The organism is Pseudidiomarina salinarum, from assembly GCF_000753715.1.
GTDB classification, from domain to species: Bacteria; Pseudomonadota; Gammaproteobacteria; order Enterobacterales; family Alteromonadaceae; genus Pseudidiomarina; species Pseudidiomarina salinarum.
This window is the reverse complement of sequence record NZ_JPER01000001.1, coordinates 618,698-645,672: the sequence shown is the minus strand read 5'-3', so window position 1 is coordinate 645,672 and position 26,975 is coordinate 618,698. Positions and strand designations below refer to the sequence as shown.

Here is a 26,975-nt window from a genome sequence, read left to right as displayed (position 1 = left end):
CGTGATGCAAGTTTAATGGCTATTTTAACCCTTTCAGATTTACTTAACGCAGGCCAGAGCGAATTTTATATCTATGACCTCGGCCGCCGGGTGCAAGCTATCGAAACCACCGAATTTACCGCCATCGAAGCGCAGCAGGCGCCCTATCCTTTTCCGCTGCAGGGTCATGCCTGGCTGGCAATCGTATTCTGGTCGCAATCAGCGGCCACCACTACCGAGCCATTTCTGTGGTTTCTTAAATTCCCACTTGATGAGCGTGGTCTGCTGGATTTACAGGCGCAGCAGGGATTTATTACCCAAGTGCTTACCTTACTGGGCAACAAAGTAACCGCAGCCCTGAACGACGAACAGCGCCAGCAACTACAGCAAAGCCCTTACCTGTTTACCCCGGCTGAAGAAAAACGCGCCGCACTGCATGCCCGGTTAACCGTCCGGCTGAGCCGGCCGCCTTCGGTGCATTACGAAACCGCGGAGAGTGTTCTGGCGCGGCCTGATGCACCACAGTGGCAGCAGATCGGTTTGCAGGGGCTACATGATGTCGCAGCCCGTCTGGTTGCCGGCCAACGGCTGGGCCAACAAATCGTTGATCATTTCGTCGGCTACCCGGAGCCGTTGCAGCGGGCGCTGGCCGTTGCGCTCGAGCACCAGTCGCCACCGCGGGTAGTAACTGACGCCCTGGCGCAACGTGTTCAGCGCGAAGTTCAGCCAGGGCACAGGCGCCTCAATCTGCTGCGCAGTTGTGCGGCTGCCGGTGAAACGGCTGCAGTGCGCAGCGCTATTGCCCATACCCTGAATAATAATCCGGATCCGGATGAACTGGTGCTCATCCCTGCACGCCTGTGGCCAGCATTGCAACCAGGCCCGGACGAAGTGAACTTGCTTGAGCTCTATATGTTGCGACTGGCTGAATCTTCGGCCAGCCAATCCGGCAGTGCGAACAATGAACTTTTTGCTGGGCTGACGGCTGATTTGCTGCGGCTGCCAGGTATTCGTCCGCATGTATTATCACTGCTACGCCGACACGATTTGCCGCTGATTCTGCAACAGGCCTGGCAGGCGTTTTCCGGAGCCGCCTTATGATGTTACTGGATGCGATTTTGCTGCTGGCGGTAGCGACTGGCTTCTGGCTGTTCTGGCAGGGCCGGCGCCAGGCTGAGCAGGCACGCCGTTACGCCTTACGTTACTGCCAGCAACATCAGCTACAGTTTCTGGATATTGCCTGGCGTAATGGCAAGCTGGCCAAAAAAGGCCGGCATTTTGGCTGGCTGAGCAATTATGACTTTGCCTTCAGCAGCGATCAACAGAGCCGCTATGAAGGCGAACTGCAACTGCTCAATTTGCGGTTAGTAAATATTACTACTCCGCCTTATCGGATCCCCGAGGCCTGATACCCAGTAGCTGCAGCCAGAAATCCCGATACATCACCCAGTCGCCCAACAGAGAATAAGCCGGATACTTAAATGTCGCCGGTTTATTATGTTCGAACAAAAAGTGACCTAACCAGGCAAAGCCGTAACCGACTAATGGCACCAGCCACAAATAAACCCATTGCTGCGTTATCAGCGCAAAAGCCAGCACCACCAGCACTAAGGTACTACCAATATAATGCGTTGCCCGGCATCGAAGATCCGAGTGTTCGGCCAGATAGTAGGGGTAGAACTCCTTAAACGAATTGAATTGCATCATCTGCTCCCGCTGTTTCAGTGTGGGGATAAAAAAGAAGTTCGCCCGCGACACCACCAACTTGCAGGTCGGTCACCTTGCGATAGTTATGCTGCCCGAATAGCGCCAGGTATTTAGCCTGAGTGATATAAACGGCAATACCCGCTGAATCACTGTCATCGTCCAGTACCTGCTCGGCAGCGCCGATCAACAGATGGCCCCAGCCATTTTGCTGATAACGCGGGTGCACAGCTATGAAGGCAAGCATATGATAATGCTGCTCACCGGCACCATTCGCCAGTTGTTGCGTCATTGCCTCCTGAATCAGGGCTTCCTTTTCGATAAGCTGACGGGTACTGACATAACCCGCTGTCAGTAACATCTTTAAGCGCCAGTGCCAGTATTTGCCCGGCCCGAAGCTTTTACCCGGGCGGGTCAGGCAGGCCACGCCAACCAGGCTGTCCTCATCAAAAATACCTATCATCGGCTGTTCCGCTTCCCAGAACGCGTTAAGCTCTTCCCGTATCGCGGCGCGCAGGCGCTTCTCATAATCAGCCTTGTCTGCCTGGAACAGATCCATCAACAGCGGATCATCGTGATAGGCCTGGTACAGCAGCGATGCCGCGAGCTTAAGTTCCTCTGCTACCAGATAGCGCAGCTGTCCGTCACGCAATCGCGCCTGTTTGCTTATTGTCATTATTGTTCTCGCTAGTCGCGTGTGTTTTGTTTCGTCTGGTTTATGTAACCTGGCCCACCAAATTATCCCATCCCGGCTTAATTATCCACCAGCCGCGGGCTTAAATTCTCAAGGAATTCGGCCAGGTTCGGGGCCAGCACTTCATGTTGTTCACGCCCGGCAAATTCCAGCCCTACGGCGCCCGTTTCGTTATCCATTGTCAGCAGTAAATCATCAGTTTCCTCAGCCAGACCAATAAACAAGGTAATCGGCTGTTTCAGTCGCCGCTTCATCAATACATGCCCGGCCTGATTACTCAATAAGCGATCACCGTCTTCCGGCCCGTGCACCTGCAACAGCCACAACGGATGTTGCTGCCAGGTAACCGCCAGATCCGCCGCGAACCAACGTGAATAGAAGGCCATTAAGTCAGGATGGAATGGCTGTTCAAGCGCATTGGTCAAATCGCCGAAATCCAGCGGTGTTGACTGCAGGATAGGTTGCCAGCGCACCCAGTCGTCACCGGCCGGTTCACCATAGATAGGCGCCTGCCATTCCGGGTTCGCTTCAACCAACAGCGGTCTGTCGTTATCGGCATAAAACTGCTGATAGGCTTCAAGCAGCTGGTCCATTTTTTCGAGTACAGTCATGTTAAGATCCTGAGTAGAAAACTGGTATCAAGCATAGGTCAGCGCTACAATGGCTGACTGCATGAGATTTATACGACAATTTGAGTTTAACAAGATAAGCGGTTTCGATGAAGCAACCCCTAGGACATTTATCCCTTGGTCGGCCTACCGACTACCCGACTGCCTTTGATGCTGGCCTGTTGCAGGCAGTGCCCCGCCAGCTGAATCGCAGTGCCATCGGGCTTAATGAAATGAGTGAACTGCCCTTTCAGGGGCAGGATTACTGGACCGGCTATGAACTCTCATGGCTAAACGCACGCGGTATGCCACAAGTCGCTGTCGGCGAATTCGTGATCCCGGCCACCAGCCCGAGTTTAGTTGAATCCAAATCATTTAAGCTTTATCTGAATAGCTTCAATAACTGTCAGTGGGCCGACTGGGATGCAGTCCGGGATCAGCTACAACAAGATCTCTCGGCCTGTGCCGGCGCAACCGTGCAGGTTAAGCTGCTGACGGTACAGCAGGCCCAGCAGCAGCCTTTCACTGAACTGCCCGGCGATTGCCTGGATAACCAGGACATTGCTATTACTGAATATGACTATAATGCCGGTTTGCTGGCCCATAGCGACGATAATGAAGTAACTGAAACCCTGCATAGCCATTTGCTGAAGTCGAACTGCCTGATTACTAATCAGCCCGACTGGGGTTCGGTGATGATCCGCTATCGCGGCAAAACCATTGACCGGGCGGCACTGCTACGGTATATCGTTTCTTTTCGTCACCACAATGAATTTCACGAACAGTGCGTAGAACGCCTGTTTGTCGATTTAAAAACGCAGCTGGATATTAAACAGCTTACGGTATACGCACGTTATACCAGGCGCGGCGGGCTGGACATTAATCCCTTCCGCTCCGACTTCGAAACGGCGCCAGCGCCGGGTCGGCTTAGCCGCCAATGACACTAATAATAAGGATATAGAATGAAAGTTACTATTTCCCCGCGTGGGAGCATGAGCTTACTGTCACAACTTGAAATAGAACGGCTGCAGCAAAGCAGCGACAAACAGCTCTACCGCCTGTTCCGCAACTGTTGCCTGGCGGTTCTCAATGCTGGCAGTAAAACCGACAGCAGTGAGGAAATCTTTAATAAATACGAAGATTTTGATGTGAATGTCGTCAAAAGTGAGCGCGGTATTCAGCTTGAACTGATCAATCCGCCAGCTGAAGCTTTTGTCGATGGCAAACTCATCATCGGTATGCAGGAACTGGTCGAAGCGGTACTGCGGGATATCCTGTTTACCGGCGAAACCTATAATTCGCAGACTCTGGATTCAGCAGATACCCATACCCTGACCCATGTGGTGTTCGATATTCTGCGCAACGCCCAGATTGTTCAGCCGAATTTGGATCCCAACGTGATCGTCTGTTGGGGCGGCCACTCAATCAACGAAGTTGAGTATAAGTACACCAAAGAAGTCGGTTACCAGATGGGTCTGCGTGATCTGAACATCTGTACCGGTTGTGGGCCAGGCGCCATGAAGGGGCCTATGAAAGGTGCCACCATAGGCCACGCCAAACAACGTAACCCAAACGGTCGCTACCTGGGCTTTACTGAGCCAGGCATTATTGCCGCCGAGCCACCAAATCCCATTGTGAATGAACTGGTTATTCTGCCGGATATTGAAAAACGCCTTGAGGCCTTCATCCGCTGTGGACACGGCATCGTGGTGTTCCCTGGCGGCGTAGGCACCGCTGAGGAGCTACTCTATTTGCTGGGCATTCTGATGCACCCTGAGAATGAACGCCAGGTGCTGCCAGTGGTTCTGACAGGCCCCGCCAGCAGTGCTGCTTATTTCGATGCCATCGATGATTTCATCGTCGCTACCCTCGGCGAAGCAGCGCGTGAACTTTATACCATCATTATTGATGATCCTATCGCGGTAGCTAAAGCCATGAAAAAAGGCGTGCAGGAAGTGAAGGAATACCGGCGTGAAACCGGTGATTCCTACTGCTTTAACTGGACTCTCCACATTGAAGAGCCGTTCCAGCGTCCCTTTATACCAACCCATGAGAATGTTCGCGGCCTGAGCTTACACCGTGATCAGGAACCTCAGTTACTGGCTTCTGCCCTGCGCCGGGCGTTCTCGTCAATTGTGGCCGGCAATGTTAAAGACGAAGGCATCCGGGCAATTCGCAAATACGGTCCATTTGAGATTCACGGTGAACGCGATATGATGCGTAAGCTCGACGTCTTATTGCGGGCATTCGTTGAACAAGGCCGCATGAAGTTACCCGGCACTGTATACCATCCATGCTACCGGGTTATTACTGACTGACGCCCGCTAAAAATAAAAACGTACAGGAGCACCGCAGCACCATGTCCAAAATGTTCAAAATCGTGATCATCGGGTTTGCCATTTATCTGGCAGCCGCTGCGGTCATTCTGCATTACTACCAAGCCGATCCTGAGAATATGAACTGGCAGGAACGCGAAACCTTCAATCTCAAACAGATTGGCCGGCTCGATCTCGGCATTCCCAAGGGCGATGTGATTCGCTTGCTAGGCTCGCCCGACATCAGTGAAGCGAAAGCCACCGGCGATGGCGAAGAGTTGCTGGTATTGTTTTACCGTACCCACCATGTGAAATCTGACGGCATCACCACCCGGGATGAATGTACCCCGCTGTTATTTAAAAACGATCAGTTAATCGCCTGGGGTGCTGACGCTTATAGTGACTATCAGTCGTTTTGATGGTCCCGGCCCGCCACCGCTAGTATTCCTTCTGCTATAATGGTTTGCACCTTATAAGAAGTAGGATACGCCTATGAGCACCACAATTACGGTCATCCCCGGCGACGGTATCGGGCCGGACATCATTGACGCAACCATTAAGATTCTCGATAAAGCTGGCTGCGACTTTACCTATGAGTTTGCCAAGGCAGGTCAGACTGCGTTAGACGCCACCGGCGAGTTATTACCGCAGGAAACCCTGGACGCTATCAGCCGTAATAAGGCCACTCTGAAAGGCCCGTTAACCACGCCCTCTGGCGAAGGTTTCACTTCCGTGAATGTCACCTTGCGCAAAAAATTCGACCTGTACGCGAACCTGCGGCCGGTTAAATCCTTCAAAGGCACCCAGTCACGCTATGAGAACATAGATATTATTACCATTCGTGAAAATACCGAGGGCATGTACTCAGGTATCGGCCAGACTACGTCGGAAGAAGGCGACCAGGCCCGGGCGATAAGTCAGATAACCCGCAAAGGTTGCGAACGTATCTTGCGCTTTGCCTTTGATCTGGCAGAACGCGAAGGCCGCAAAAAAATCACCGTGGTGCATAAAGCTAATATCCTGAAGACCACCTCCGGCCTGTTCCTGAAAATAGCCCGGGAAATCGCCGCGGACTACCCCAAAATCGAATGCAATGAAATGATCGTTGATGCGGTATGTATGCGGCTGGTTATGAACCCGGAAGATTTTGACATGATAGTCACCACCAATCTGTTCGGCGATATCATCTCTGATCTCTGTGCCGGACTGGTCGGCGGCCTGGGCATGGCGCCCGGCGCAAACATTGGTGATGATTCGGCGATTTTTGAAGCGGTGCATGGCTCAGCCCCAGACATTGCCGGCCAGAACCTGGCCAACCCCACTTCGGTTATTCTGGCCGCCATTCAGATGCTGGACTATCTCGATATGCCTAAACCTGCCCGTCGTATCCGCGCCGCTCTTGAAGATGCTATCGCCAGCGGCGATCGTACCACCCGGGATTTAGGTGGCACGCACGGCACCACTGACTTCACCCAGGCGGTTATCGACCGCTTATAGCCAGCGGATATGAACAGTGACTTCCTCGCGATCATGATAGAGCTGTTTGGCCTGCAGCTCATATTTACCGCGGCCCTCGTCAACCAGTCGCTGTTTCATGTTTTGCAGATACTCCGCAACGGCCGCGTAACGCTTTTTCATCGGCAACTTCAGGTTAAAAATCGTTTCCTGGCAATCGCCGTCAATTAACCAGTTGGTGATTAAATCAGCGACGCGGCTGGGCTTCTCAACCATATCGCACACCAGCCAGGTAATATTTTTCTTTTTCGGACGAAATTTAAAGCCATCAGTCTGAATATGCTTCACCTGGCCGGTGTCCAGCAACCGCTGATCCATAGGGCCGTTATCAACTGCCTGCACCATCATGCCGCGATGCACCAACTGATAGGTCCAGCCGCCGGGCGCAGCGCCCAGGTCGACCGCATTCATGCCAGAACTAATCCGTGCCTCACGTTCATGGGCCGGAACAAATACCTGAAAAGCCTCGTCCAGCTTCAGGGTTGAGCGACTTGGCGCGTCTGAGGGCGTGCGCAAACGGGGTATACCCATCAACCACGGCGACTGATTGTAGCTGTATGAATAGCCTAAGATAAGCTGCTGATTATTAATGAAAAAAGCATGCAGGGTTGGCCGCCGGTCACTTTCTTTATCGGTTAACCAGCCACACTGACGTAACCCCTGCCGCAGCGGCACAGTAAACTTGCGGCAGAACTTCGATAATTCTTTGCCGGTATTAGTATCCGGCGTTTCAACACGTAAATCGCCGGCAGGTTTTACCTGTGCGAATGCTTCCTGCACGCCCTCGTCCAGCAAAGCCAACTGCACCGAGCTCACCCGGTCTTGTTGCGACAATTCTTTTATTTCGGCAATAACCGATACAAACTGCCGGGTAAATATCAGTTCGCGCAGTTGCAGCTTACGGGCCAGATGGTCGGCTTCTTCAGGTAAGCAGCGATAGGTTACGTAACCATCGCCAGACTGCGTCTGACAGTAGCCGTAAACACCAAGCAAGCCACTTTTTTCCTGCAGTTCCGCAGCGCAGTCGCTCTCAAATCCAGGCCTGCAATAGGCCACTAATCCTGACATAGTTATTACCCGTTTATTTCTTCGGTTACGAAAGTACTGATTCGGTCAATGGCGTTCTGCCATAAACCCGTGCGTTGCAAACCACTGCGCTTGGTTGGCAGCAGGCTATGATCGCCGTTTTCCAGCCATTCCAGTTGCACGTTCTCAGGCAGTTGGTAGCCGGCAACTTCATCCGGCCGGCCCAGACTATCGCGGGTTCCCTGAATAACAAGGTTCTGCTGACAGCTGTTGTTCAGATCATCAAGCCGCAGCCGATCCGGCTTGCCCTGCGGATGAAACGGAAAACCCAGACCAATCGCGGCCCTGGCACCCACTTCATCGGCAATCCGGAAAGCAACGCGGGCACCCATAGATTTGCCCATCACAAATAGCGGTTTATCGTCGGCAAACTCGCGCACCACTGTTTTCATGCAGTGCTCAAGTTGCGGCATCGGGTTCGGTGGTCGCCGCACGCCCAGCTCCATAAACTGCTGCCAGTACGGAAAATTGAAACGCACCACCTCAATGCCCTGCAACGCAAGCCCCATCGATATGAACTGCATAAAGTCACTTTGCAGACCAGCGCCGGCACCATGGGCAAATACGATACGTATCGCGCCATCAGCCTGATCGCGCTGAATCGCTACCCGTTGCGCTTCACTCATAGCGGTCCTCTTCTTCTTCGACCACGCCAAGCAGCCAGTTGCGGAAGGTCGCGATTTTACCTACTTCTGCCTGGGAGTCACGACAAACCAGATAAAAAGATTTTGAGCGCGGCAGGGCTTCAGGAAAAATCTGAATTAAGTGCCCGGCATCAATTTCAGGCTTCACCAGTACATTGTTTGCCAGCGCGATACCCTGTCCATGCACCGCCGCTTTCAGGGCCAGATTCGAATGGCTGAAAATAGGTCCGTTATCGCCTTTATCTTTATCTATCCCAACCAGCTTAAACCAGTCTTTCCACGCATTGCGGGTTTCGTCGTGCAGCAGCGTGTGGTTGAGCAGGTCGCGCGGTTCGCGTAGCGGCTTGTTGCTGTTCAGCAGCAGCGGCGAGCATACCGGTAACAAAAATTCGTTATGTAGCTTATAAGCTTTCAGGCCGGGCCACTTGCCAGCGCCATAATAGATAGCGACGTCGACGTCATCAGTCAGCGAGCCGTCAACTTCATCGACGGCGCGGATGCGCACATCAATATCCGGGCAGGCTTCATGAAAACGGCTGAGCCGGGGTACAAACCAGAGGATGGCAAAGCTTGGCGGCAGTGAAATCGTCAGTGAACCGCGGGAACTGGCATTTTTAAGGCGCTCAGTGGCCTGTACGATGTCATCAAAAATATCTTTGAGTTCAAGAAAGTACGTCTGCCCTTCGGCGGTAAGCAACAGCGAGCGGTTGCGCCGCAGAAAGAGCTTTACCCCCAGAAATTCCTCGAGCGCCTTCACCTGATGACTGACCGCCGCCTGAGTGACAAACAACTCGGCGGCGGCGCGGGTGAAGCTTAAGTGCCGGGCCGCAGCCTCAAATGCCTTAAGCGCATTTAATGGGGGTAATTTTCGCATCAGTTAGTCGTTATAGCCGAACTCCACCGTCTATTTCTACCACACGACCGCTAAAAAAGTCATTCTCAATAATATAGCGGGCACTATGGGCGATCTCTTCCGGCTGGCCCCAACGGCGCAACGGTACCATACCCAGCGCACGATCGATGGCTTCAGGTTTCATCTGCGCAGTCATCGGCGTTTCAATAAATCCCGGTGCGATAGCACCACAACGGATCCCGAAACGACCCAGTTCGCGGGCCCAGGTAACCGTCATCGCGACCACGCCAGCTTTGGTTGCAGCATAATTGGTCTGCCCCATATTGCCAGCCCGCGCCACGCTGGAGATATTGATGATCACTCCACCGTTACCAGCTTTGGCCATATGTGCTGCCGCTTCACGACCACATAAAAAGCTGCCGGTAAGATTCACATCCAACACCGACTGGAACTGCTGCAGTGGCATTTTATGCGTAATTTCCCCGTCTTTGCATTTAATCAGCAGGCCATCGCGCAAAATACCGGCATTATTGATTAGCACATTAATACCGCCGAATTCCGTGTTGATCTGCTCAAACACTTCTTCGACCGCCGCTTCATCCGTTACATTCAGGGTGTAACCGCGCACCTGACTGGCGCCCTTTTCCTTGCAGCTACTCTCTGCCTCTTGCAGCGCTTCGGCATTCATGTCGATTAGCGCCAGGGCAGCGCCTTCGGCAGCGAAATGTTCCGCCATCGCCAGGCCCAGGCCTTGCGCGCCACCGGTAATTACAATCGTACTTTTGGCAATTTTCATGATGTTATCCGTTACTTCGATTTCGGTTGAACGTACTTAAAGATGCTGGAAAAGTCTTCCTGGCCATGGCCAAGCTGAGCCCAGCTACGATACAGGTTGTGCGTGAGTGAGCCCATCGGAGTCATAGCACCACTTGCCAGTGCAGCTTGTTGCGCCAGCCCCAGATCTTTGCTCATCAGGTCAACCAGAAATCCACCTTCGTAACCTTTACTTGAAGGCACATTAGCCATTACCCCGGGGCACGGATTATATACTTCTAAGGTCCAGTTACGTCCTGAGCTCTTCAGCATGATTTCCGACAGGGTTTTCGCATCAAGGCCGTGCGCTATACCTAGTTGCAGCGCCTCTGCGGTGCCGGCCATCAGTACCGACAACAGCATATTATTACAGATCTTGGCCACCTGGCCGGCGCCACTTTCGCCAGCGTGGAATACATTCTTACCCATGTCATTCAGTACCGCGCGGGCGTTTTCAACAGCGGCGGCTTCGCCACCACAGATAAAGGTAAGCGTACCAGCACGGGCCCCGGCAACGCCGCCCGATACTGGCGCGTCAATAAAGCGGATGCCTTCTTCAGCTAAGCCGGCAGCAACTTTTCGCGCTGTCTCCGCGCTTATGGTGCTGCAGTCAATGGCCAGGGTATCTTTACCCAGTACCTTATTCAGGCCGTCTTCACCCAGATAAACCGCCTGCACGTGTTTATCCGCGGGCAGCATGGTGATAACAAAATCAGCCTGCTCAGCCGCCTGGCGGGCTGATTCAGCTACCTGACAGCCGGCTTCCTGCGCCTGCTCAAGTGCCGCGTCGGATAAATCGAATACCTTAACGCTATGGCCGGCATTAACCAGATTGACAGCCATCGGGCCGCCCATATTACCTAAGCCGATGAAACCTATTTTAGCCATGTGTTGTCCTCACTGTTCTTAAATTGGCCTGGGTTATTTACCCAGGTCTTTTAGCGGGTGCTGATCAGCCGGCCACGGCGAAGTGAAAAACTCGTCCACGTCGGCGGCGTTAACCGCTGCCACTGAATCATGCTGCCAGTTGGGCTGTTTATCTTTATCAATTAACAGCGCCCGGATACCTTCAGCAAAATCGCCGCGAATGGCACATTTAACCGATAATGTCAGTTCCAGCCGGAAACAGTCCGCCAGGCTTAAATCAGCGCCATGCTGCAGCTGGTTCCAGACGATATGTGCCGTCATCGGGCAGCCCGCGGCAAGATTAGCACGCGCCCGGGCCAGCCATTTATCATCGGTATCATCGCTGACAATCGCCTCGACCACATCGACAATATCATTACCGGCAGTCAACTGCTCAATATGCGCCCGCTGCGCCTCAACCTGTCCCGCCGGCCGTAAACCACTGTCACGGCGGGCAATGTTGTCAATGGCATCGCTGACTTTCTGCTGATTCAGGGCAGCGGTATCACCCCACTCAATAGCTTTTAGCTTATCCAGTACTTCGTTTTTGCTGTCGCTGCTGACAAAGTAATCTGCCAGGTTCAGAAACAGTGCATCCGCACCGTTCATGTGGGCACCCGTGAGGCCTAAAAATAAACCGCAGCCTGCAGGCATCTGGTTCAGGAAATGGGTCGCGCCCACATCCGGATACAGCCCTATGGTAATCTCTGGCATCGCCAGCAGTGACCGTTCAGTCACAATGCGGTGGCTGGCACCATTCATCAGCCCCATACCACCACCCATAACAATGCCGTGGCCCCACAGCACCAGGGGTTTCGGAAAGCGATGAATGGTGTAATCAAGGCGATACTCCTGACTAAAAAAGTCCGCCACTTCATCCACCAGTTTCCCCGGCTTATCGACCATAGCTTTATACATGGCAACGATATCGCCACCGGCACAGAAAGCCTTCTCACCAGCCCCCTGCAGCCAGACGCAGGCAATATCGTCGTCCGCGGCCCACAAATCCAGTTGCGGCTGCAGCAAACCAATCATATCCAGGCTTAAAGCGTTCAGCGATTTTTCTGAATTCAGTGTGGCAATGCCGATGCGTTTCCCACCGGCCGCAGCAACTTCATCAAATAACACAACGTTTTCCATTGTCGCTCCCTGCATGCTTATCTGGTTAGAGAATGGCCCGGTCGATATCAGCCAATAGCCGGCGGCCGATGATTACCCGCATAATTTCATTGGTTCCTTCCAGGATCTGGTGAACCCGAACGTCACGCACGTGGCGTTCCAGCGGATATTCCTTGATATAGCCATAGCCGCCATGGATTTGCAGCGCTTCATTACAGACCTGGAACCCAACATCAGTAGCGAAACGTTTCGCCATCGCGCAATAGGTGGTTTTATCCGGATCATTGGAATCGACTTTAAATGCCGCTAAGCGAACCATCTGGCGCGCGGCGACCAGTTCAGTAGCCATATCAGCCAGCTTAAACTCCAGCGCCTGGAACTGGCCAATTTGCTTGCCAAACTGCTCACGCTCAAGCAGGTAGTCGCGGGCAGTGTTCAACGCTGCCTGGGCGGTACCAACAGAACACACGGCAATATTAATCCGGCCGCCGTCCAGCCCCATCATCGCGAATTTAAAGCCCTGTCCTTCTTCACCCAGCAGACTGGCAGCAGGAATGCGTACGTCTTCAAAGGTGACCAGCCGGGTTGGCTGCGCGTTCCAGCCCATTTTGGCTTCTTTCTTACCGTAACTGATCCCTTTGGCATCCGCTGGTACCGCAAAAGCTGAAATGCCTTTCGGGCCGGCTTCGCCGGTTCGTGCCATCACCACCAGTACATCGGTAGCACCGGCGCCTGAGATAAACATTTTTGAACCGTTGATAACGTAGTCATCGCCATCGCGCTTGGCCGTAGTACGCAAACTGGCCGCATCTGAGCCTGCACCGGGTTCGGTCAGGCAGTAAGAGCCCAGTTTTTCACCGGTTACCAGCTCGGGAACCCACTTTTCGATGGTTTCCTGAGTACCAAACGAGCCGATCATCCAGGTAACCATATTATGAATGGTCATCATTGCGGTGGTCGCGGTACAGCCCATCGCTAATTGTTCGAAGATCAGGGCCGCATCCAGCCGGCTCATGCCAAATCCACCGGCTTCCTCAGGGGTGTACATGCCCATAAAGCCCATTTCACCGGCTTTACGGAACACCTCCAGCGGAAAGTGGGATTCTTCATCCCACTGCGCGGCGTATGGAGCCAGTTCTTTATCCGAAAAGGCCCGCGCGGTATCAACAAATGCTTGCTGGTCGTCTGTCAGATCAAAATTCATCAGCTGGTCACCTTCTGTTACTGCAAGTGAATCGTCATATTCGGGCCACTGGCATCAGCGATATCGCTTTCAAACCAACGGGCGGTAATAGTTTTGGTTTCACTGTAAAAACGCACACCCTGCTTACCGTAGGCATGCAGATCACCGAAGAACGAGCCCTTCCAGCCAGTGAATGAGAAGAACGGCAGTGGTACCGGAATCGGAATATTAATACCAACCTGACCTACTTCCACTTCATGCTGGTATTTACGCGCGGCAGCGCCGCTGGCGGTAAAGATTGAAGTGCCGTTGCCATAAGGGTTGGCGTTAACCAGGGCAATTGCTTCTTCCAGTGAGTTCACTTCAGTAGTACACAGCACCGGACCGAAGATCTCATTTTTATAAATCTCCATGTCGGTGGTTACTTTACCGAACATCGTTGGTCCAACCCAGTTGCCATCTGGAAAGCCTTCGACTTCGCAGTTACGGCCGTCAACCAGCAGCTCAGCACCTTCTTTCTCGCCCTGACTGATAAACTGCTCAACCCGTTGCTTCGCCTGCGGGCTGATTAACGGGCCAAAAGCCGCGCCTTTGTCATTCCAGCCGCCTGGTTTCACTTTCGCCAGCTCGGCAGCAATCTCAGGGATCCACTCACGGGCCGCGCCAACAAATACGGCAACTGAAATCGCCATACAACGCTGCCCGGCCGCGCCTACTGAAGCACCGACCAGATTGCTGATAACCTGGCTCTTATTGGCATCAGGCATGATCACACAATGGTTTTTGGCGCCGGCAAACGCCTGCACCCGCTTCATATTCTCGGTACCGCGGCGATAGATGTACTGGCCAACAGGTACTGAACCGACGAAAGAAATAGCGCGTACTGCCGGCTCATCCAGCAGGAAATCAACTTGCTCTTTGCCACCGTGAATAACCTGCAGTACGCCTTTAGGCGCGCCGGCCTCAACAAAGAGTTCAGCTAAGCGGGTTGGCGTCAGCGGATCCTGCTCAGATGGTTTCAGAATAAAGGTATTACCACAGGCGATCGCCAGCGGGAACATCCATAACGGAATCATCGCCGGGAAGTTAAACGGCGTGATACCAGCGCATACGCCCAGTGGCTGCGTGTAGCTGTAACTGTCGATACCGCGGGCCACGTTTTCTACCGTCTCGCCCATCAGCAGTGACGGAATGTTCGCGGCGTGCTCAACCACTTCAATACCACGCCAGACATCGCCTTTGGCATCGTCAAAGGTCTTACCGGTTTCGCCGGCAAGAATCTCGGCGATTTCGTCATGATGTTCTTTTAGTAAGGCCTGGTAACGCAGCATCACCCGCGCCCGCTCAGAAACCGGGGTTTCTTTCCAGGTCAGAAAGGCCTTTTTTGCGCTCGCTACCGCTTCCTGCATTTCGGCAAGCGTTGTCACCGGGGCCTGGGCGATCACTTCCTGGGTCGCCGGATTGGTCACATCAATCCATTGCTCGGTGGCCGACTGTTTAAATTCGCCGTCGATAAATACTGGAACTTTCCTGGTCATCTGTCTGTACCTCAATGTTCTATAAATAGAGTTCGATAATAGTTACTTTCAATTATTGCGCATTAGAGCATTACTGCAGAGCCTTTAACATCGACGATTTTGCCTCTATAATGGACAAAATTGCGATCCAGGCTTCTGGAAATCCTTATATTATGAGTCAACCTTCATCCTGGCCGTTGCCGGCTGGCAGTTCCCGCGTCGTGTTTCCGCTGTCGCTGACCGAACAGCTGGCAGAGCATCCCCTGACGCGGCATCTCTATCCGCTGGCTTACGGTCACTATGTGGATGCCGCCGGGCATCAGGTGCAACGCGAGCAGCACACTGACTACCTGCTGATTTTCTGCCACCGTGGTCGTGGTGCGTTTCACACGCCCCACGCCAGCGGTCTCCTGCAGGCCGGCCAGTTGCTGCTGCTACCGGCACATACTGCACATCATTACCAGGCTCAGGCTGACGACCCCTGGAGTATTTACTGGGTGCACTTTCATGGCACCGCTGCCGCTCGCTGCCTGCAATTGCTAAATTTTACACCACAGCAACCGGTACTTACTTTAGCACGCTGGCGTCAGCTAATCCCGTCCGTGACCGAGTTGCTGAACCTGCAACATCAGCGTTACAGTTTATCGGCTGGCGTACTCGCTGCAACGCTATTGCAGCGAATAATCGCCGAAGTGCCACGTTTATCCGATACAGCACAACCCGCGGCGGGCTTCGATCTGGCCGCACTCGACCGTTTTATGCAGGACAACAGCCATCGCAATCTCGCGCTACAGGACTTTGCCGCGGTGGCCGGTTTATCCCGCTACCATTTCAGTAAAAAATTCAAAACGGCCACCGGCATCAGCCCGATGCGTTACTTTAATCAGCTGAAAGTGCGGCTGGCCTGCCAGATGCTGGATACCAGCACCGACTCGGTGCGCCATATTGCCCAACTGTTGGGGTTTGACGACCCCTATTACTTTTCCCGCTTATTTAAAAAAACCATGGGGGTTTCGCCGCAACTTTACCGCGACAGCCACCATCGTCAACAGGAACGCTAATCATGTGGATACTCTGGACTGTTACTGCCCTCTGGGCGGCTAGCTTCTCACTCATAGGAGAGTTTCTGGCCGGCCAGGTCGACGGTTATATCGCGGTATTTATCCGCATGCTGCTGGCTCTGGCGCTGTTTCTGCCGCTGTGGCGGCCGCGCCGGCTGCCTGCTATCCGGCAGCTACAACTTGCCGGTATTGGTGCCGTGCAAATCGGTATCATGTACTTACTGCTCTACCATGCTTTTTTGTATCTGCAGGTAGCAGAAGTGCTGCTGTTCACTATTTTCACGCCACTTTACATCACGCTGATTGACGATCTGATTTTCCATCGGCGTCATCTGCCGTTACGTTGGTGGCTGGCTGCTGTATTGGCCGTGTTGGGTGCAGCAGTTATTCGTTTTAACCAGCCCAGTGAAGACTTTATCACTGGTTTTCTACTCATTCAGGGCGCTAACTTATGCTTTGCCGCCGGTCAGGTTATGTATAAGCGCCTGCCATTGGGAACCGAGCGCCAGCAATTGCATGTATTCGCATTGTTCTTTATCGGCGCCGCACTGACTACCGGTATTGCCATGGCCTTGTTCGCTGACTTTTCCATGCAGCCCCACGGCACCCTGGAATGGGGCATTTTATTGTGGCTTGGGCTCGGCGCTTCCGGGCTTGGTTACCTCGCCTGGAACATCGCCACCAAAAGGGTTAATACCGGTCAGCTGGCTACCATGAATAACATGTTGATACCGGCCGGCCTGCTGGTCAATTTCGCCTTCTGGGGCCAGCAGGTCGACTGGCTGCGACTGGGCCTGGGCGCCGCCATACTAATGCTGGCAGTATGGCTGGCATCCCGGGACCGCCGATTAGACTAGCTCAACCGCCAGGGCAACAGCTTCACCGCCCCCGATACAAAGCGAGGTAATACCGCGCTTTTTATTATGGCGTTTCAGCGCGTGGATCAGGGTTACCAGTAGCCGTGCGCCACTTGCGCCAATCGGATGCCCTAACGCGCAGGCACCGCCGTGTACGTTCACTTTGCTGTGGTCCAGCCCCATTTCTTTCATCGCCAGCATAGTGACCATGGCAAAGGCTTCATTGATTTCCCATAGATCCACACTGTCCTGTTCCCAGCCGGTACGCTCCAGCAGCTTACGCATGGCACCGATTGGCGCGATCGTGAACTCGGCCGGAGCTTGCGAATGGGTGGCATGCCCCACTACCCGCGCCAGCGGCGTCAGGCCTTTGGCTTTGGCATCGCTTTCGCGCATCAGCACCAGCGCTGCAGCGCCATCGGAAATTGAGCTGGAGTTTGCTGCAGTAATAGTACCTTCTTTAGCGAATGCCGGACGCAGACTAGGGATTTTATCAGGCATCGCCTTACCCGGGTTTTCATCGGTATCTACGGTCACTTCGCCTTTGCGGGTGCTATAGGTAACCGGCGTGATTTCGTTATCAAATCCACCGTCTTTGATCGCCTGTTTGGCGCGGCTCAGCGATTCCATCGCAAACTCATCCATCGCCTCGCGGCCCAGCCCGTAGTCATCGGCGGTGCTTTGTGCATAACAGCCCATTGCCTTACCTTCGTAGGCATCTTCCAGGCCATCCAGCATCATATGGTCAAGAATTTGATCATGCCCCATGCGGATGCCGGTACGTGCCTTCTTGAGCAAATAAGGAGCATTCGACATACTTTCCATACCGCCGGCAATAACCGCATCAGCCGAGCCAGCGTGCAGCAGATCGTGCGCCAGCATCACCGTTTTCAGGCCTGAACCACACACCTTATTCAAAGTGGTGGCACCAACTTTACGGGGCAACCCGGCATATAGACTGGCCTGGCGCGCAGGCGCCTGGCCCAGCCCGGCAGGTAATACGTTACCCATAATGACTTCACTGATGTCGTCACCCTGTAGCCCGCTTTCCTGCAGCGCTGCTTTAATGGCTTCAGCGCCCAGTTCGGTTGCTTTAACAGCACTCAGATTACCCTGGAAACCACCCATAGGCGTACGTTTTGCGGCAACGATCACTACTGCGTCATTCGACTTCATTCATCCTCCTGCGAACGGCCGTTGGAACACGACCCTTCTTACCTTTACGTTAACGTCAACTTGATTTAAGCTTAACGCCCTCATAAGCCAAAATGCAAGTACAAATGAACGATCTCACAACCTACAGCATTGGCGAACTGGCGCGGGAATTTGACATTACCACCCGCAGTATTCGCTTTTACGAAGACCAGGGGTTGCTGACTCCCGGCAGACAAGGCCAGACACGGCTTTATACCAATAAAGATCGCGTCCGCTTAAAACTTATACTGCGTGGCAAACGGCTCGGCTTTTCGCTGGCCGAAACCAAGCGGCTATTTGACCTGTACGACATGGAAAATAGCAGCGCCCGTCAGCTACACACGGTTTTAGAACTTATCGACGACAAAAAGATGTCGTTACAACAGCAACTTGAAGATATCAAAGTATTGTTGGTCGAGCTGGCTAACCTGGAAGAACGCTGTCGCGATGAGCTCGCGGAGATGAATCAGGCATCAGCACAACCGGTCAGCAACGCCGTACCCATTCAGGAGAAGTTATGATTAGTCAGTACACCACCTTTAATTTTGGTCTGGGCGAAACCGCCGAAATGATCCGCGAAACCGTGAATGCGTTTGCCCGTGATGAGATTGCTCCGCGCGCTACTGAAATTGATGAAAGCAATAACTTCCCCGCTGATCTCTGGCAAAAATTTGGTGACCTCGGACTGCTGGGGATGACCGTTGCAGAAGAATATGGCGGCTCGGGCCTGGGTTATCTGGAGCATGTGGTGGCGATGGAAGAAATCAGCCGCGCGTCAGCTTCAGTCGGACTCAGCTACGGTGCCCACTCGAATTTATGCGTCAACCAGATCGCCCGTAACGGCACCCATGAGCAAAAGAGTAAGTATCTGCCCAAGCTGTGTTCCGGTGAGCACGTCGGCGCCCTCGCCATGAGCGAGCCCAATGCCGGCTCTGATGTCGTCAGCATGAAGCTGCGCGCGGATCGCGATGGCGACGACTACGTTCTCAATGGCAACAAAATGTGGATCACCAACGGCCCCGAGGCCGATGTGCTGGTGGTCTACGCAAAAACCAGCCCCGATAAGAAATCCCGCGGCATTACCGCTTTTATTATCGAACGGGATTTCGCTGGTTTCAGTACCGCGCAGAAACTCGATAAGCTGGGCATGCGTGGTTCCAATACCTGTGAACTGGTCTTTGAGGACTGCCGCGTTCCGGCTGAGAATATTCTCGGTGAACTTGATGGCGGCGTTGAAGTGCTGATGAGCGGTCTTGACTACGAGCGTGCGGTACTGGCTGCAGGTCCGCTAGGCATCATGCAGGCTTGCCTGGATGTTGCGGTTCCCTACGTTCATGATCGCAAGCAATTTGGTCAGGCGATCGGCAATTTCCAGCTGGTACAGGGCAAATTAGCCGATATGTATACCCGTACCAACGCTGCCCGGGCCTATGTCTACGCCGTAGCCCAGTCCTGTGACCGCGGTGAAACCACTCGTAAAGACGCCGCCGGTGCTATCCTGTTCTCAGCGGAACTGGCAACCCAGCTGGCACTGGACGCTATTCAATTACTGGGCGGTAACGGTTACATTAATGAGTATCCGACAGGCCGCTTATTGCGCGACGCCAAACTGTACGAAATTGGCGCCGGCACATCAGAAATTCGCCGCATGCTGATCGGCCGCGAGCTGTTCAGTGAATCTGTGTAATCAGGGAGTACGAGCGTGACGGTACTAACCAGTGCAATTAACCCGAAAGACGAAACCTTTATTGCGAATACAAAATCGATGCAAGAGGTGGTCGATGATTTGTATGCCAAGGTCGATCAGATTAAACAAGGCGGCGGCGCCAAATATCAGGAACGCCACCTGGCCCGCGGCAAGTTGCTGCCGCGCCAGCGCATCGAAAAGCTCCTCGACAGCGGCTCGCCATTTCTCGAAATAGGCCAGTTCGCTGCCTGGGACTGTTATGAAGACTATGTTCCGGCGGCCGGCGTGGTCGCTGGTATCGGCACCGTAGAAGGCATTCAGTGCATGATCGTGGCGAATGACGCCACAGTTAAAGGCGGCACTTACTACCCGCTAACCGTGAAAAAGCACCTGCGGGCCCAGGAAATTGCCGAACGGTGTCACCTGCCCTGTATTTACCTGGTCGACTCCGGCGGTGCCAACCTGCCACGGCAGGATGAAGTCTTCCCTGATCGCGATCATTTCGGCCGGATCTTTTTCAACCAGGCCAATATGTCTGCTAAAGGTATTCCGCAAATTGCCGTGGTTATGGGCCTGTGTACAGCTGGCGGTGCTTACGTACCGGCAATGGCCGATGAAAGCGTTATCGTCAAAGAGCAAGGCAGTATTTTTCTGGCCGGTCCGCCACTGGTTAAAGCAGCTACCGGCGAAGAAGTCAGTGCCGAAGAGCTCGGCGGTGCCGATGTCCATACCCGGATCTCCGGCGTAGCCGACCATTTTGCCCTGAATGACGAACACGCGTTGGCGCTGGCACGCCGCTCAGTGGCCCGCCTTAATTATCGTAGCGCCAATGCCGTCAAACAGCATGAGGTCAAACCTCCACGCTATGATGCCGGCGAGATTTACGGCATTGTCGGCACCGATCTGCGCAAACCTTACGATGTCCACGAAGTCATCGCCCGCGTGGTTGACGATTCCGACTTCGACGAATTTAAACAAAATTATGGCACCACCCTGGTCACCGGGTTTGCCCGGATCCATGGTTACCCTGTGGGTATCATCGCCAATAACGGCATTTTGTTCTCCGAGTCGGCGCAGAAAGGCGCCCACTTCATTGAGCTTTGTGCGCAGCGGAAGATCCCGCTGGTATTTCTGCAGAACATCACCGGCTTCATGGTTGGCAAGAAATACGAAGCTGAAGGTATCGCCAAGCATGGTGCCAAAATGGTAACCGCAGTCAGTTGCGCTAAGGTACCAAAATTTACGGTACTTATTGGCGGCAGCTACGGCGCCGGCAATTACGGTATGTGCGGACGCGCCTACGATCCCACCCTGATGTTTATGTGGCCGAATGCGCGCATCTCAGTCATGGGTGGTGAACAGGCCGCCGGTGTGATGGCGCAGGTGACTAAAGATAACCTGGCCCGCAAAGGCGAGACCATGAGCGCTGAAGATGAGCGCAAACTGAAACAGCCTATCGTTGAACAGTATGAGAAGCAGGGTCACCCCTACTACGCCTCGGGCCGCTTATGGGATGACGGCATCATCGATCCGGCCCAAACCCGTGACGTGCTGGGCCTGAGCCTGGCGGCAGCGAATAACGCCCCGATCGAGGACACGCGTTTTGGCGTGTTCCGGATGTAAGGAGAACTCATGAGTTACCGTTTTATTGAACTGAGCGTGACCGATCAGGTCGCCTGGCTAACCATGAACCGGCCTGATGTCCACAACGCCTTTGACGATCACATGATCGCTGAATTGCTTGATGCGCTGGCCGCGGTCGACCGCAACGACGATGTGCGGGTGCTGGTGCTGCGCTCCAACGGCAACAACTTTTCAGCCGGAGCCGATTTAAGCTGGATGCGCTCCATGGCCGATAAAAACTACGACGAAAACGTCGCCGATGCCACTGAGCTGTCACGCCTGATGCAACGTCTGGACGAACTGAGCAAGCCCAGCATTGCGCTGGTTCAGGGTGCCGCTTTCGGCGGTGCCGTAGGCCTTGCCGCATGCTGTGATGTGGCCCTTGCCGAAGCTGGTGCCAGCTTTTGTCTGAGTGAAGTGAAAATTGGCCTGATCCCGGCTGTGATCAGTCCTTATGTGATGCGCGCCATGGGTACCCGCCAGGCGCGCCGCTATATGTTGTCCGCTGAGCGTTTCGATGCCAGCGTGGCCCAACAATTCGGGCTGGTGCACGAGGTGGTCGATAACCTGGACCAGGCTGCTGAGCGTCTGATCAAGCAGTTCCTTGGCAACAGCCCGGCCGCGGTCAGCGCCGCCAAACAGTTGATTAAAGATCTGGATCAACAGCCGCTGGATGAACAAACCCGCCGCACCACCATTGAACGTATCGCTGAAATTCGGGTGTCAGACGAAGGTCAGGAAGGTCTGAGTGCCTTTTTAGAAAAACGAACGCCTAACTGGAAACAAGGATAAGCAATGTTACAGAAATTGCTGATAGCCAACCGCGGTGAAATCGCCTGCCGCATCATTCGTACTGCCAGAGCGCTGGGCATCCGTACTGTAGCCGTTTATTCCGATGCCGATCGCCAGTCGCAGCACGTGAAACTGGCAGATGAAAGTATTCATATCGGCCCGGCGCCGAGCGCCGAAAGCTATCTGGTCATCGACAAGATCATCGCCGCGGCCAAAACCACCGGCGCTGATGCTATCCATCCCGGCTATGGCTTTTTGTCAGAGAATGAAGATTTTGCTGATGCCTGCGCCAGCAATAACATTATTTTCGTTGGCCCGCCCACCAGCGCCATCGCCGCCATGGGTTCCAAGAGCGCCGCTAAGGCCATTATGAGCGACGCTGGTGTGCCGCTGGTACCGGGCTACCATGGCACCGAACAAAGCGAAGAAAAGTTACTGGAAGAATCGCGCAAGATTGGCTTTCCGGTACTACTCAAGGCCGCTTATGGCGGCGGCGGCAAAGGCATGCGCGTGGTCGAGTCTGAGCGGCACTTTCATGATGCCCTGCAGTCCGCTAAGCGCGAGGCCCAGGCTTCGTTTAGCAACGATAAAATGCTGGTCGAGAAATACCTGGGTAATCCGCGTCATGTTGAAATTCAGGTTTTCTGTGATGAACATGGCAACGGGGTGTATCTGGCCGAGCGCGACTGTTCGGTTCAGCGCCGTCATCAGAAAGTTGTGGAAGAAGCGCCCGCGCCCTCCCTCAGCACCAGCACCCGTACCGCAATGGGTGAAGCCGCTGTACGCGCCGCCCAGGCCATCGACTATGTCGGTGCCGGCACCGTCGAGTTCTTACTCGACACCGATAATAAATTCTACTTTATGGAAATGAACACGCGGTTGCAGGTCGAGCACCCGGTGACTGAGATGATTACCGGCCAGGACCTGGTCGCCTGGCAGTTAACCATTGCCAGTGGTGAACCCCTGCCACTGGCGCAGGATCAGATTGAGGTAAACGGTCACTCCTTTGAGGCCCGCATCTATGCTGAAGATCCGGCCAATGAGTTTCTGCCCAGCACCGGTACCTTGCATGTTCTGCGCACCCCGGAAACCAGTTCCGCGTTACGTATCGACAGCGGCGTCATCGAAGGCGACGAAGTCAGCGCCTATTATGACCCTATGGTGGCTAAACTGATCGTCTGGGGTGAGAACCGCACCGTCGCACTGCGGCGCCTGATACAGGCACTGAATGACTATCGCATTGCTGGTGTGCGCACCAATATCGACTTTTTACGGCGCATTGCCAGCCATCCGCAGTTTCAGCGCGCCGAGCTGACAACCCGCTTCATCGAGAAATATGAACAGGACCTGTTCCCCGATACCAGCGATCTGATCAACGATTATGCGGTTATCGCGGCACTCGCGGAACAACTGGCCGAGCAACAGGCAGCCACCAGCTCACCCTGGCAGCAACTACGCGGTCTGCGGCTCAACCAGCCAGCCCGGTTTGATATCGAACTGCAGCATCAGGATGACCTGCTGACCATCGCCCTGCAGGCCACTAAGGCTGGCTGGCAGCAACAGGGACAAGACACCCTGTGGCAGGCTGAAGCAGATCAGGACCGCCTGCGGGTAACCCGCGACGGCCATCAGTTCAATGTCTATGCACTGCGCACCGACACCGACATCACCGTATTCAGTGAATATGCCAGCATCCGCTTTACCCGGCACAAAATCGCCGACACCCTGCAGCAGGAAGCAGCTGCCGGCACCCTGACCGCACCGATGAACGGTACTGTGGTCGATGTACTGGTAAAAGCTGGCGATAACGTCATCGCCGATCAGCCGTTAGTGGTGATGGAAGCCATGAAAATGGAATATACCATTCGGGCTCCCCGCGACGGCGTGGTCGCGCAGGTCTATTATAAAGCAGGCGAACTGGTCAGTGACGGCGCAGAGCTGATCAGCCTGGAAGACGAATAGGAGCCAACCATGGCACTACCCAAACAGGTAAAAATTGTTGAAGTGGGTCCGCGCGATGGCCTGCAAAACGAACAGGCCGTGTCGTTGACCGCTAAAGTCGCGCTGGTCAATGCGCTGGCAGACGCTGGCGTGACCTATATTGAAACCGGTGCCTTTGTCAGCCCCAAATGGGTACCGCAAATGGCCGACAGCGGCGAGGTTTTTAAAACCATCGCGCGTAAACCCGGCGTCACGTACGCTGCCCTGACGCCGAACCTCAAAGGTTTTGAGGCTGCCCTCGACGCCGGCGCTGACGAAGTAGCGGTATTTGGTGCCGCGTCAGAAGCCTTCAGCCAGAAAAATATTAACTGCAGTATTGCGGAAAGCCTGGACCGTTTTGCGCCGCTGATCGCCGCTGCCCGGGAACAGAATATCCGCGTGCGCGGCTATGTCAGTTGTGTGCTCGGTTGCCCCTATCAGGGTGATGTGGCAATAAGCGATGTGGTGCGGGTTGCCTCGGAACTCTACCGCATGGGCTGCTACGAAATATCGCTTGGCGATACTATTGGGGTCGGCACCCCGCTGCATGCCCAGAGGATGCTCAAAGCAGTAGCCGAAGAGGTTCCCATTGAGCACCTGGCGCTGCATTTTCACAATACCTACGGCCAGGCCCTGGCAAATATTGCCGCCTGCCTGCCACTGGGTGTTGCCACCATAGACACCGCCGTTGCCGGCTTAGGTGGTTGCCCCTATGCCCGCGGCGCCAGCGGTAATCTGGCCACCGAAGATCTGGTCTACATGTTACAGGGGATGGGAATAGCTACCGGTATCGATCTCGCTAAGCTAATCCATGCCGGCACCCAGATCTGTACCCATCTGAATCATAGCCCGCGCTCACAGGTAGCCCTGGCTGAACTGGCAAAACAGGAAACCTAATTATGTCGAGCTCTATACTCTGGCGACCTGACGCAGATCAAATTGCCGCCGCCCGGATGACTGATTTTCTGCAGCAGGTCAATCGCGATTTTGATCTGGCCCTGGCCAATTACCACGAGTTACATCAGTGGTCCGTCGACCACGACGCTGACTTCTGGGCCTACCTCTGGAACTACTTTGACGTGATTGGTGAACAAGGCGATCGTATCGTTGAGGATGCCGATAAGTTGCCCGGCGCCACCTGGTTTCCTGATGCCAAACTGAACTTTGCGGAAAACCTGCTGCGCCATAAAGATAACCAGATTGCCCTGATATTCAGGGGTGAAGATGGTAAGCGCCAGCAACTGACTTACGCGGAACTCTATGCTGAAACTGCCGCGCTGGCAGCCTCCATGCGCGCACAGGGTATTACCGCCGGTGACCGTGTTGCTGCCATGATGCCAAACTGCATTGAAACTATTATCGCGATGCTGGCAACCACCAGCATAGGTGCCGTCTGGTCAAGTTGCTCACCGGATTTCGGTGTGCAAGGCGTGGTTGACCGGTTCGGCCAGATTGAACCCAAACTCTTTATTACGGTTGATGGCTATTTCTACAACGGCAAAAAGCTTGATATCAGCGACAAAGTGGCCGCTATCCGCACTGAACTGAGCTCGCTTGAGCATACCCTGGTGGTTGATTTTGCCGGACTTGGCCAACAGCCTGACGAGGGTGTGAGCCGCTGGGAAGATTATCTGGATCGTAACGCGACTTCCCTCACCTTCACGCCGATGGCGTTCAACGATCCCCTTTATATCATGTACAGCTCAGGCACCACCGGCGTACCTAAGTGCATTGTGCACGGCATCGGCGGTACCTTGCTGCAGCATCTTAAAGAGCACGGTCTGCATACCGATCTGGATCGCGATGATGTGATGTTTTACTTCACCACCTGCGGCTGGATGATGTGGAATTGGCTGGCTTCCGGCCTCGCTTCAGGAGCCGCCCTCGTGCTCTTTGATGGCTCGCCCTTCTACCCGGAACCCAAAGTACTCTGGGACATCGCCGACGAAGAGCAGATCAGTGTGTTTGGCACCAGCGCCAAATACCTTTCAGCACTGGAAAAGGCCGATTATAAACCAGCAGCCCATCATGAACTGGCGGCACTGCGGGCTATTCTGACCACCGGCTCAGTGTTGGCCCCCGAGAGTTTTGATTTCGTTTATCGCCATATCAAGCACAATGTCTGCCTGTCTTCTATTTCCGGCGGTACTGACATCGTTTCCTGTTTTGCCCTGGGCTGCCCTGTGCTGCCGGTCTATCGCGGCGAACTGCAGTGCCGTGGTCTCGGTCTTGATGTACAGATATTTAATGAAGATGGTGAGCCGGTAACCGGCGAAAAAGGCGAACTGGTTTGTCGTAACAGCTTTCCCTGCATGCCGATAGGCTTCTGGAATGATGACGATGGCCAGCGTTACTACAACGCCTATTTTGCCCGCTTTGACAATACCTGGGCCCACGGCGATTACGCCGAACTGACCGAGCATAACGGCGTGATTATTTATGGCCGGTCAGATGCAGTACTGAACCCGGGCGGCGTACGCATCGGCACCGCTGAAATTTACCGTCAGGTCGAGAAAATTGACGCTGTGCTTGAAAGTATTGCCGTAGGACAAAACTGGCAGGACGATGAACGCGTGGTGCTCTTTGTACGCCTGCGCGAAGGTTGCACCCTGGATGACGAACTCAGACAGCAAATCCGCAAAGTCATCCGCTCCAACACCAGCCCGCGTCATGTGCCCGCGGTGATCGCCCAGGTTGATGATATTCCGCGTACCATCAGTGGCAAAATTGTGGAACTCGCCGTACGCCAGGTTATTCACGGTGAGTCGGTTAAAAACACTGACGCTCTGGCTAATCCGGAAGCTCTCGAGCAGTTCCGTGATCGTGCCGAATTAAAGTCGTGACC

General features: G+C 54.1%; 27 protein-coding genes. 15 read left to right on the top strand and 12 right to left on the bottom strand.

Annotation, left to right across the window (positions count from 1 at the left end; genetic code table 11):
* Positions 1-15: 15 nt before the first annotated feature.
* Together IDSA_RS03100 and IDSA_RS03095 are read left to right on the top strand one after the other, a co-directional pair.
* Positions 16-1,080, top strand: a complete 1,065-nt coding sequence (locus IDSA_RS03100) for a DUF3549 family protein (RefSeq protein WP_034774983.1) — start codon at positions 16-18, stop codon at positions 1,078-1,080.
* Positions 1,077-1,388, top strand: coding sequence for a DUF3301 domain-containing protein (locus IDSA_RS03095; RefSeq protein WP_034774100.1), 312 nt, complete (start codon positions 1,077-1,079; stop codon positions 1,386-1,388). The genes IDSA_RS03100 and IDSA_RS03095 overlap by 4 nt, the downstream gene beginning before the upstream one ends.
* On the opposite strand, the gene IDSA_RS03090 is transcribed toward IDSA_RS03095, so the two are convergent.
* The 3 genes from IDSA_RS03090 to IDSA_RS03080 all read right to left on the bottom strand — a co-directional run bounded on the left by IDSA_RS03090 (position 1,357) and on the right by IDSA_RS03080 (position 2,988).
* Positions 1,357-1,686, bottom strand: coding sequence for an Mpo1-like protein (locus IDSA_RS03090; protein WP_034774099.1), 330 nt, complete (start codon positions 1,684-1,686; stop codon positions 1,357-1,359). The two genes, IDSA_RS03095 and IDSA_RS03090, sit on opposite strands and share 32 nt — an antisense overlap.
* The gene (locus IDSA_RS03085; protein WP_051986027.1) at positions 1,664-2,359 is read right to left on the bottom strand and encodes a GNAT family N-acetyltransferase; all 696 of its coding nucleotides are present in this window, start codon (positions 2,357-2,359) and stop codon (positions 1,664-1,666) included. The genes IDSA_RS03090 and IDSA_RS03085 overlap by 23 nt, the downstream gene beginning before the upstream one ends.
* 77 nt (positions 2,360-2,436) lie before the next feature.
* On the bottom strand, positions 2,437-2,988 hold the full coding sequence (locus IDSA_RS03080; protein WP_034774098.1) for a SecY-interacting protein Syd: 552 nt from the start codon (positions 2,986-2,988) through the stop codon (positions 2,437-2,439).
* A gap of 107 nt (positions 2,989-3,095) precedes the next feature.
* Here IDSA_RS03080 and queF point away from each other — a divergent pair, with 107 nt between their 5' ends.
* The 4 genes from queF (at position 3,096) to IDSA_RS03060 (ending at position 6,797) form a co-directional block, all read left to right on the top strand.
* A complete protein-coding gene (queF, locus tag IDSA_RS03075; protein WP_034774096.1) occupies positions 3,096-3,926 on the top strand; it encodes an NADPH-dependent 7-cyano-7-deazaguanine reductase QueF in 831 nt (276 codons plus the stop codon).
* Positions 3,927-3,947: 21 nt separating this feature from the next.
* Entirely contained in the window at positions 3,948-5,303 is a 1,356-nt protein-coding gene (gene ppnN / locus IDSA_RS03070) for a nucleotide 5'-monophosphate nucleosidase PpnN (RefSeq protein ID WP_034774095.1), read from the top strand.
* 41 nt (positions 5,304-5,344) lie between these two features.
* The gene (locus IDSA_RS03065; RefSeq protein ID WP_034774094.1) at positions 5,345-5,719 is read left to right on the top strand and encodes a DUF3192 domain-containing protein; all 375 of its coding nucleotides are present in this window, start codon (positions 5,345-5,347) and stop codon (positions 5,717-5,719) included.
* Between the two features lie 73 nt (positions 5,720-5,792).
* Positions 5,793-6,797: an isocitrate dehydrogenase gene (locus IDSA_RS03060; RefSeq protein WP_034774093.1), complete on the top strand. Its 1,005-nt coding sequence runs from the start codon at positions 5,793-5,795 to the stop codon at positions 6,795-6,797.
* Here IDSA_RS03060 and rlmM read toward each other — a convergent pair.
* Genes rlmM through IDSA_RS03020 form a run of 8 tightly spaced genes read right to left on the bottom strand, consistent with a single transcriptional unit; the run spans position 6,792 to position 14,957 of the window.
* The gene (gene rlmM, locus IDSA_RS03055) at positions 6,792-7,883 is read right to left on the bottom strand and encodes a 23S rRNA (cytidine(2498)-2'-O)-methyltransferase RlmM (RefSeq protein ID WP_034774091.1); all 1,092 of its coding nucleotides are present in this window, start codon (positions 7,881-7,883) and stop codon (positions 6,792-6,794) included. The genes IDSA_RS03060 and rlmM overlap by 6 nt on opposite strands.
* 5 nt (positions 7,884-7,888) lie before the next feature.
* Positions 7,889-8,527, bottom strand: coding sequence for an alpha/beta family hydrolase (locus IDSA_RS03050; protein WP_034774090.1), 639 nt, complete (start codon positions 8,525-8,527; stop codon positions 7,889-7,891).
* Positions 8,520-9,422 (bottom strand): transcriptional regulator GcvA, encoded by a 903-nt coding sequence (locus IDSA_RS03045; RefSeq protein ID WP_034774088.1) that lies wholly within the window; start codon positions 9,420-9,422, stop codon positions 8,520-8,522. The genes IDSA_RS03050 and IDSA_RS03045 overlap by 8 nt, the downstream gene beginning before the upstream one ends.
* Positions 9,423-9,429: 7 nt before the next feature.
* Positions 9,430-10,194: an SDR family oxidoreductase gene (locus tag IDSA_RS03040; protein WP_034774086.1), complete on the bottom strand. Its 765-nt coding sequence runs from the start codon at positions 10,192-10,194 to the stop codon at positions 9,430-9,432.
* 11 nt (positions 10,195-10,205) lie between these two features.
* Positions 10,206-11,099 (bottom strand): 3-hydroxyisobutyrate dehydrogenase, encoded by an 894-nt coding sequence (mmsB, locus tag IDSA_RS03035; protein WP_034774085.1) that lies wholly within the window; start codon positions 11,097-11,099, stop codon positions 10,206-10,208.
* A 33-nt stretch (positions 11,100-11,132) separates the two neighbouring features.
* Positions 11,133-12,257 carry an enoyl-CoA hydratase/isomerase family protein gene (locus tag IDSA_RS03030; RefSeq protein ID WP_034774084.1) on the bottom strand — a complete coding sequence of 375 codons (1,125 nt, stop codon included), beginning with the start codon at positions 12,255-12,257 and terminating at the stop codon, positions 11,133-11,135.
* Between the two features lie 25 nt (positions 12,258-12,282).
* Positions 12,283-13,440: an acyl-CoA dehydrogenase family protein gene (locus IDSA_RS03025; RefSeq protein ID WP_034774082.1), complete on the bottom strand. Its 1,158-nt coding sequence runs from the start codon at positions 13,438-13,440 to the stop codon at positions 12,283-12,285.
* A 17-nt stretch (positions 13,441-13,457) separates the two neighbouring features.
* The gene (locus IDSA_RS03020) at positions 13,458-14,957 is read right to left on the bottom strand and encodes a CoA-acylating methylmalonate-semialdehyde dehydrogenase (RefSeq protein ID WP_034774079.1); all 1,500 of its coding nucleotides are present in this window, start codon (positions 14,955-14,957) and stop codon (positions 13,458-13,460) included.
* Between the two features lie 152 nt (positions 14,958-15,109).
* Here IDSA_RS03020 and IDSA_RS03015 point away from each other — a divergent pair, with 152 nt between their 5' ends.
* Both IDSA_RS03015 and IDSA_RS03010 read left to right on the top strand, forming a co-directional pair.
* Positions 15,110-15,997: a helix-turn-helix transcriptional regulator gene (locus IDSA_RS03015; protein ID WP_034774981.1), complete on the top strand. Its 888-nt coding sequence runs from the start codon at positions 15,110-15,112 to the stop codon at positions 15,995-15,997.
* A 2-nt stretch (positions 15,998-15,999) separates the two neighbouring features.
* Complete coding sequence (locus tag IDSA_RS03010) at positions 16,000-16,854, top strand: EamA family transporter (RefSeq protein ID WP_034774075.1); 855 nt, start codon at positions 16,000-16,002, stop codon at positions 16,852-16,854.
* Here IDSA_RS03010 and IDSA_RS03005 read toward each other — a convergent pair.
* Positions 16,846-18,030, bottom strand: coding sequence for an acetyl-CoA C-acyltransferase (locus IDSA_RS03005; protein WP_034774073.1), 1,185 nt, complete (start codon positions 18,028-18,030; stop codon positions 16,846-16,848). The genes IDSA_RS03010 and IDSA_RS03005 overlap by 9 nt on opposite strands.
* A 104-nt stretch (positions 18,031-18,134) precedes the next feature.
* Here IDSA_RS03005 and IDSA_RS03000 point away from each other — a divergent pair, with 104 nt between their 5' ends.
* Genes IDSA_RS03000 through IDSA_RS02970 form a run of 7 tightly spaced genes read left to right on the top strand, consistent with a single transcriptional unit; the run spans position 18,135 to position 26,973 of the window.
* Entirely contained in the window at positions 18,135-18,569 is a 435-nt protein-coding gene (locus IDSA_RS03000) for a MerR family transcriptional regulator (RefSeq protein WP_034774071.1), read from the top strand.
* Positions 18,566-19,735 carry an isovaleryl-CoA dehydrogenase gene (locus IDSA_RS02995; protein ID WP_034774070.1) on the top strand — a complete coding sequence of 390 codons (1,170 nt, stop codon included), beginning with the start codon at positions 18,566-18,568 and terminating at the stop codon, positions 19,733-19,735. The genes IDSA_RS03000 and IDSA_RS02995 overlap by 4 nt, the downstream gene beginning before the upstream one ends.
* A 15-nt stretch (positions 19,736-19,750) precedes the next feature.
* The gene (locus tag IDSA_RS02990; RefSeq protein ID WP_034774068.1) at positions 19,751-21,358 is read left to right on the top strand and encodes a carboxyl transferase domain-containing protein; all 1,608 of its coding nucleotides are present in this window, start codon (positions 19,751-19,753) and stop codon (positions 21,356-21,358) included.
* 9 nt (positions 21,359-21,367) lie between these two features.
* Positions 21,368-22,150, top strand: coding sequence for an enoyl-CoA hydratase/isomerase family protein (locus tag IDSA_RS02985; protein WP_034774066.1), 783 nt, complete (start codon positions 21,368-21,370; stop codon positions 22,148-22,150).
* Between the two features lie 3 nt (positions 22,151-22,153).
* The gene (locus IDSA_RS02980) at positions 22,154-24,112 is read left to right on the top strand and encodes an acetyl/propionyl/methylcrotonyl-CoA carboxylase subunit alpha (protein WP_034774065.1); all 1,959 of its coding nucleotides are present in this window, start codon (positions 22,154-22,156) and stop codon (positions 24,110-24,112) included.
* A gap of 9 nt (positions 24,113-24,121) precedes the next feature.
* The gene (locus IDSA_RS02975; protein ID WP_034774063.1) at positions 24,122-25,027 is read left to right on the top strand and encodes a hydroxymethylglutaryl-CoA lyase; all 906 of its coding nucleotides are present in this window, start codon (positions 24,122-24,124) and stop codon (positions 25,025-25,027) included.
* 2 nt (positions 25,028-25,029) lie between these two features.
* Positions 25,030-26,973: an acetoacetate--CoA ligase gene (locus IDSA_RS02970; RefSeq protein WP_034774062.1), complete on the top strand. Its 1,944-nt coding sequence runs from the start codon at positions 25,030-25,032 to the stop codon at positions 26,971-26,973.
* Positions 26,974-26,975: the final 2 nt, after the last annotated feature.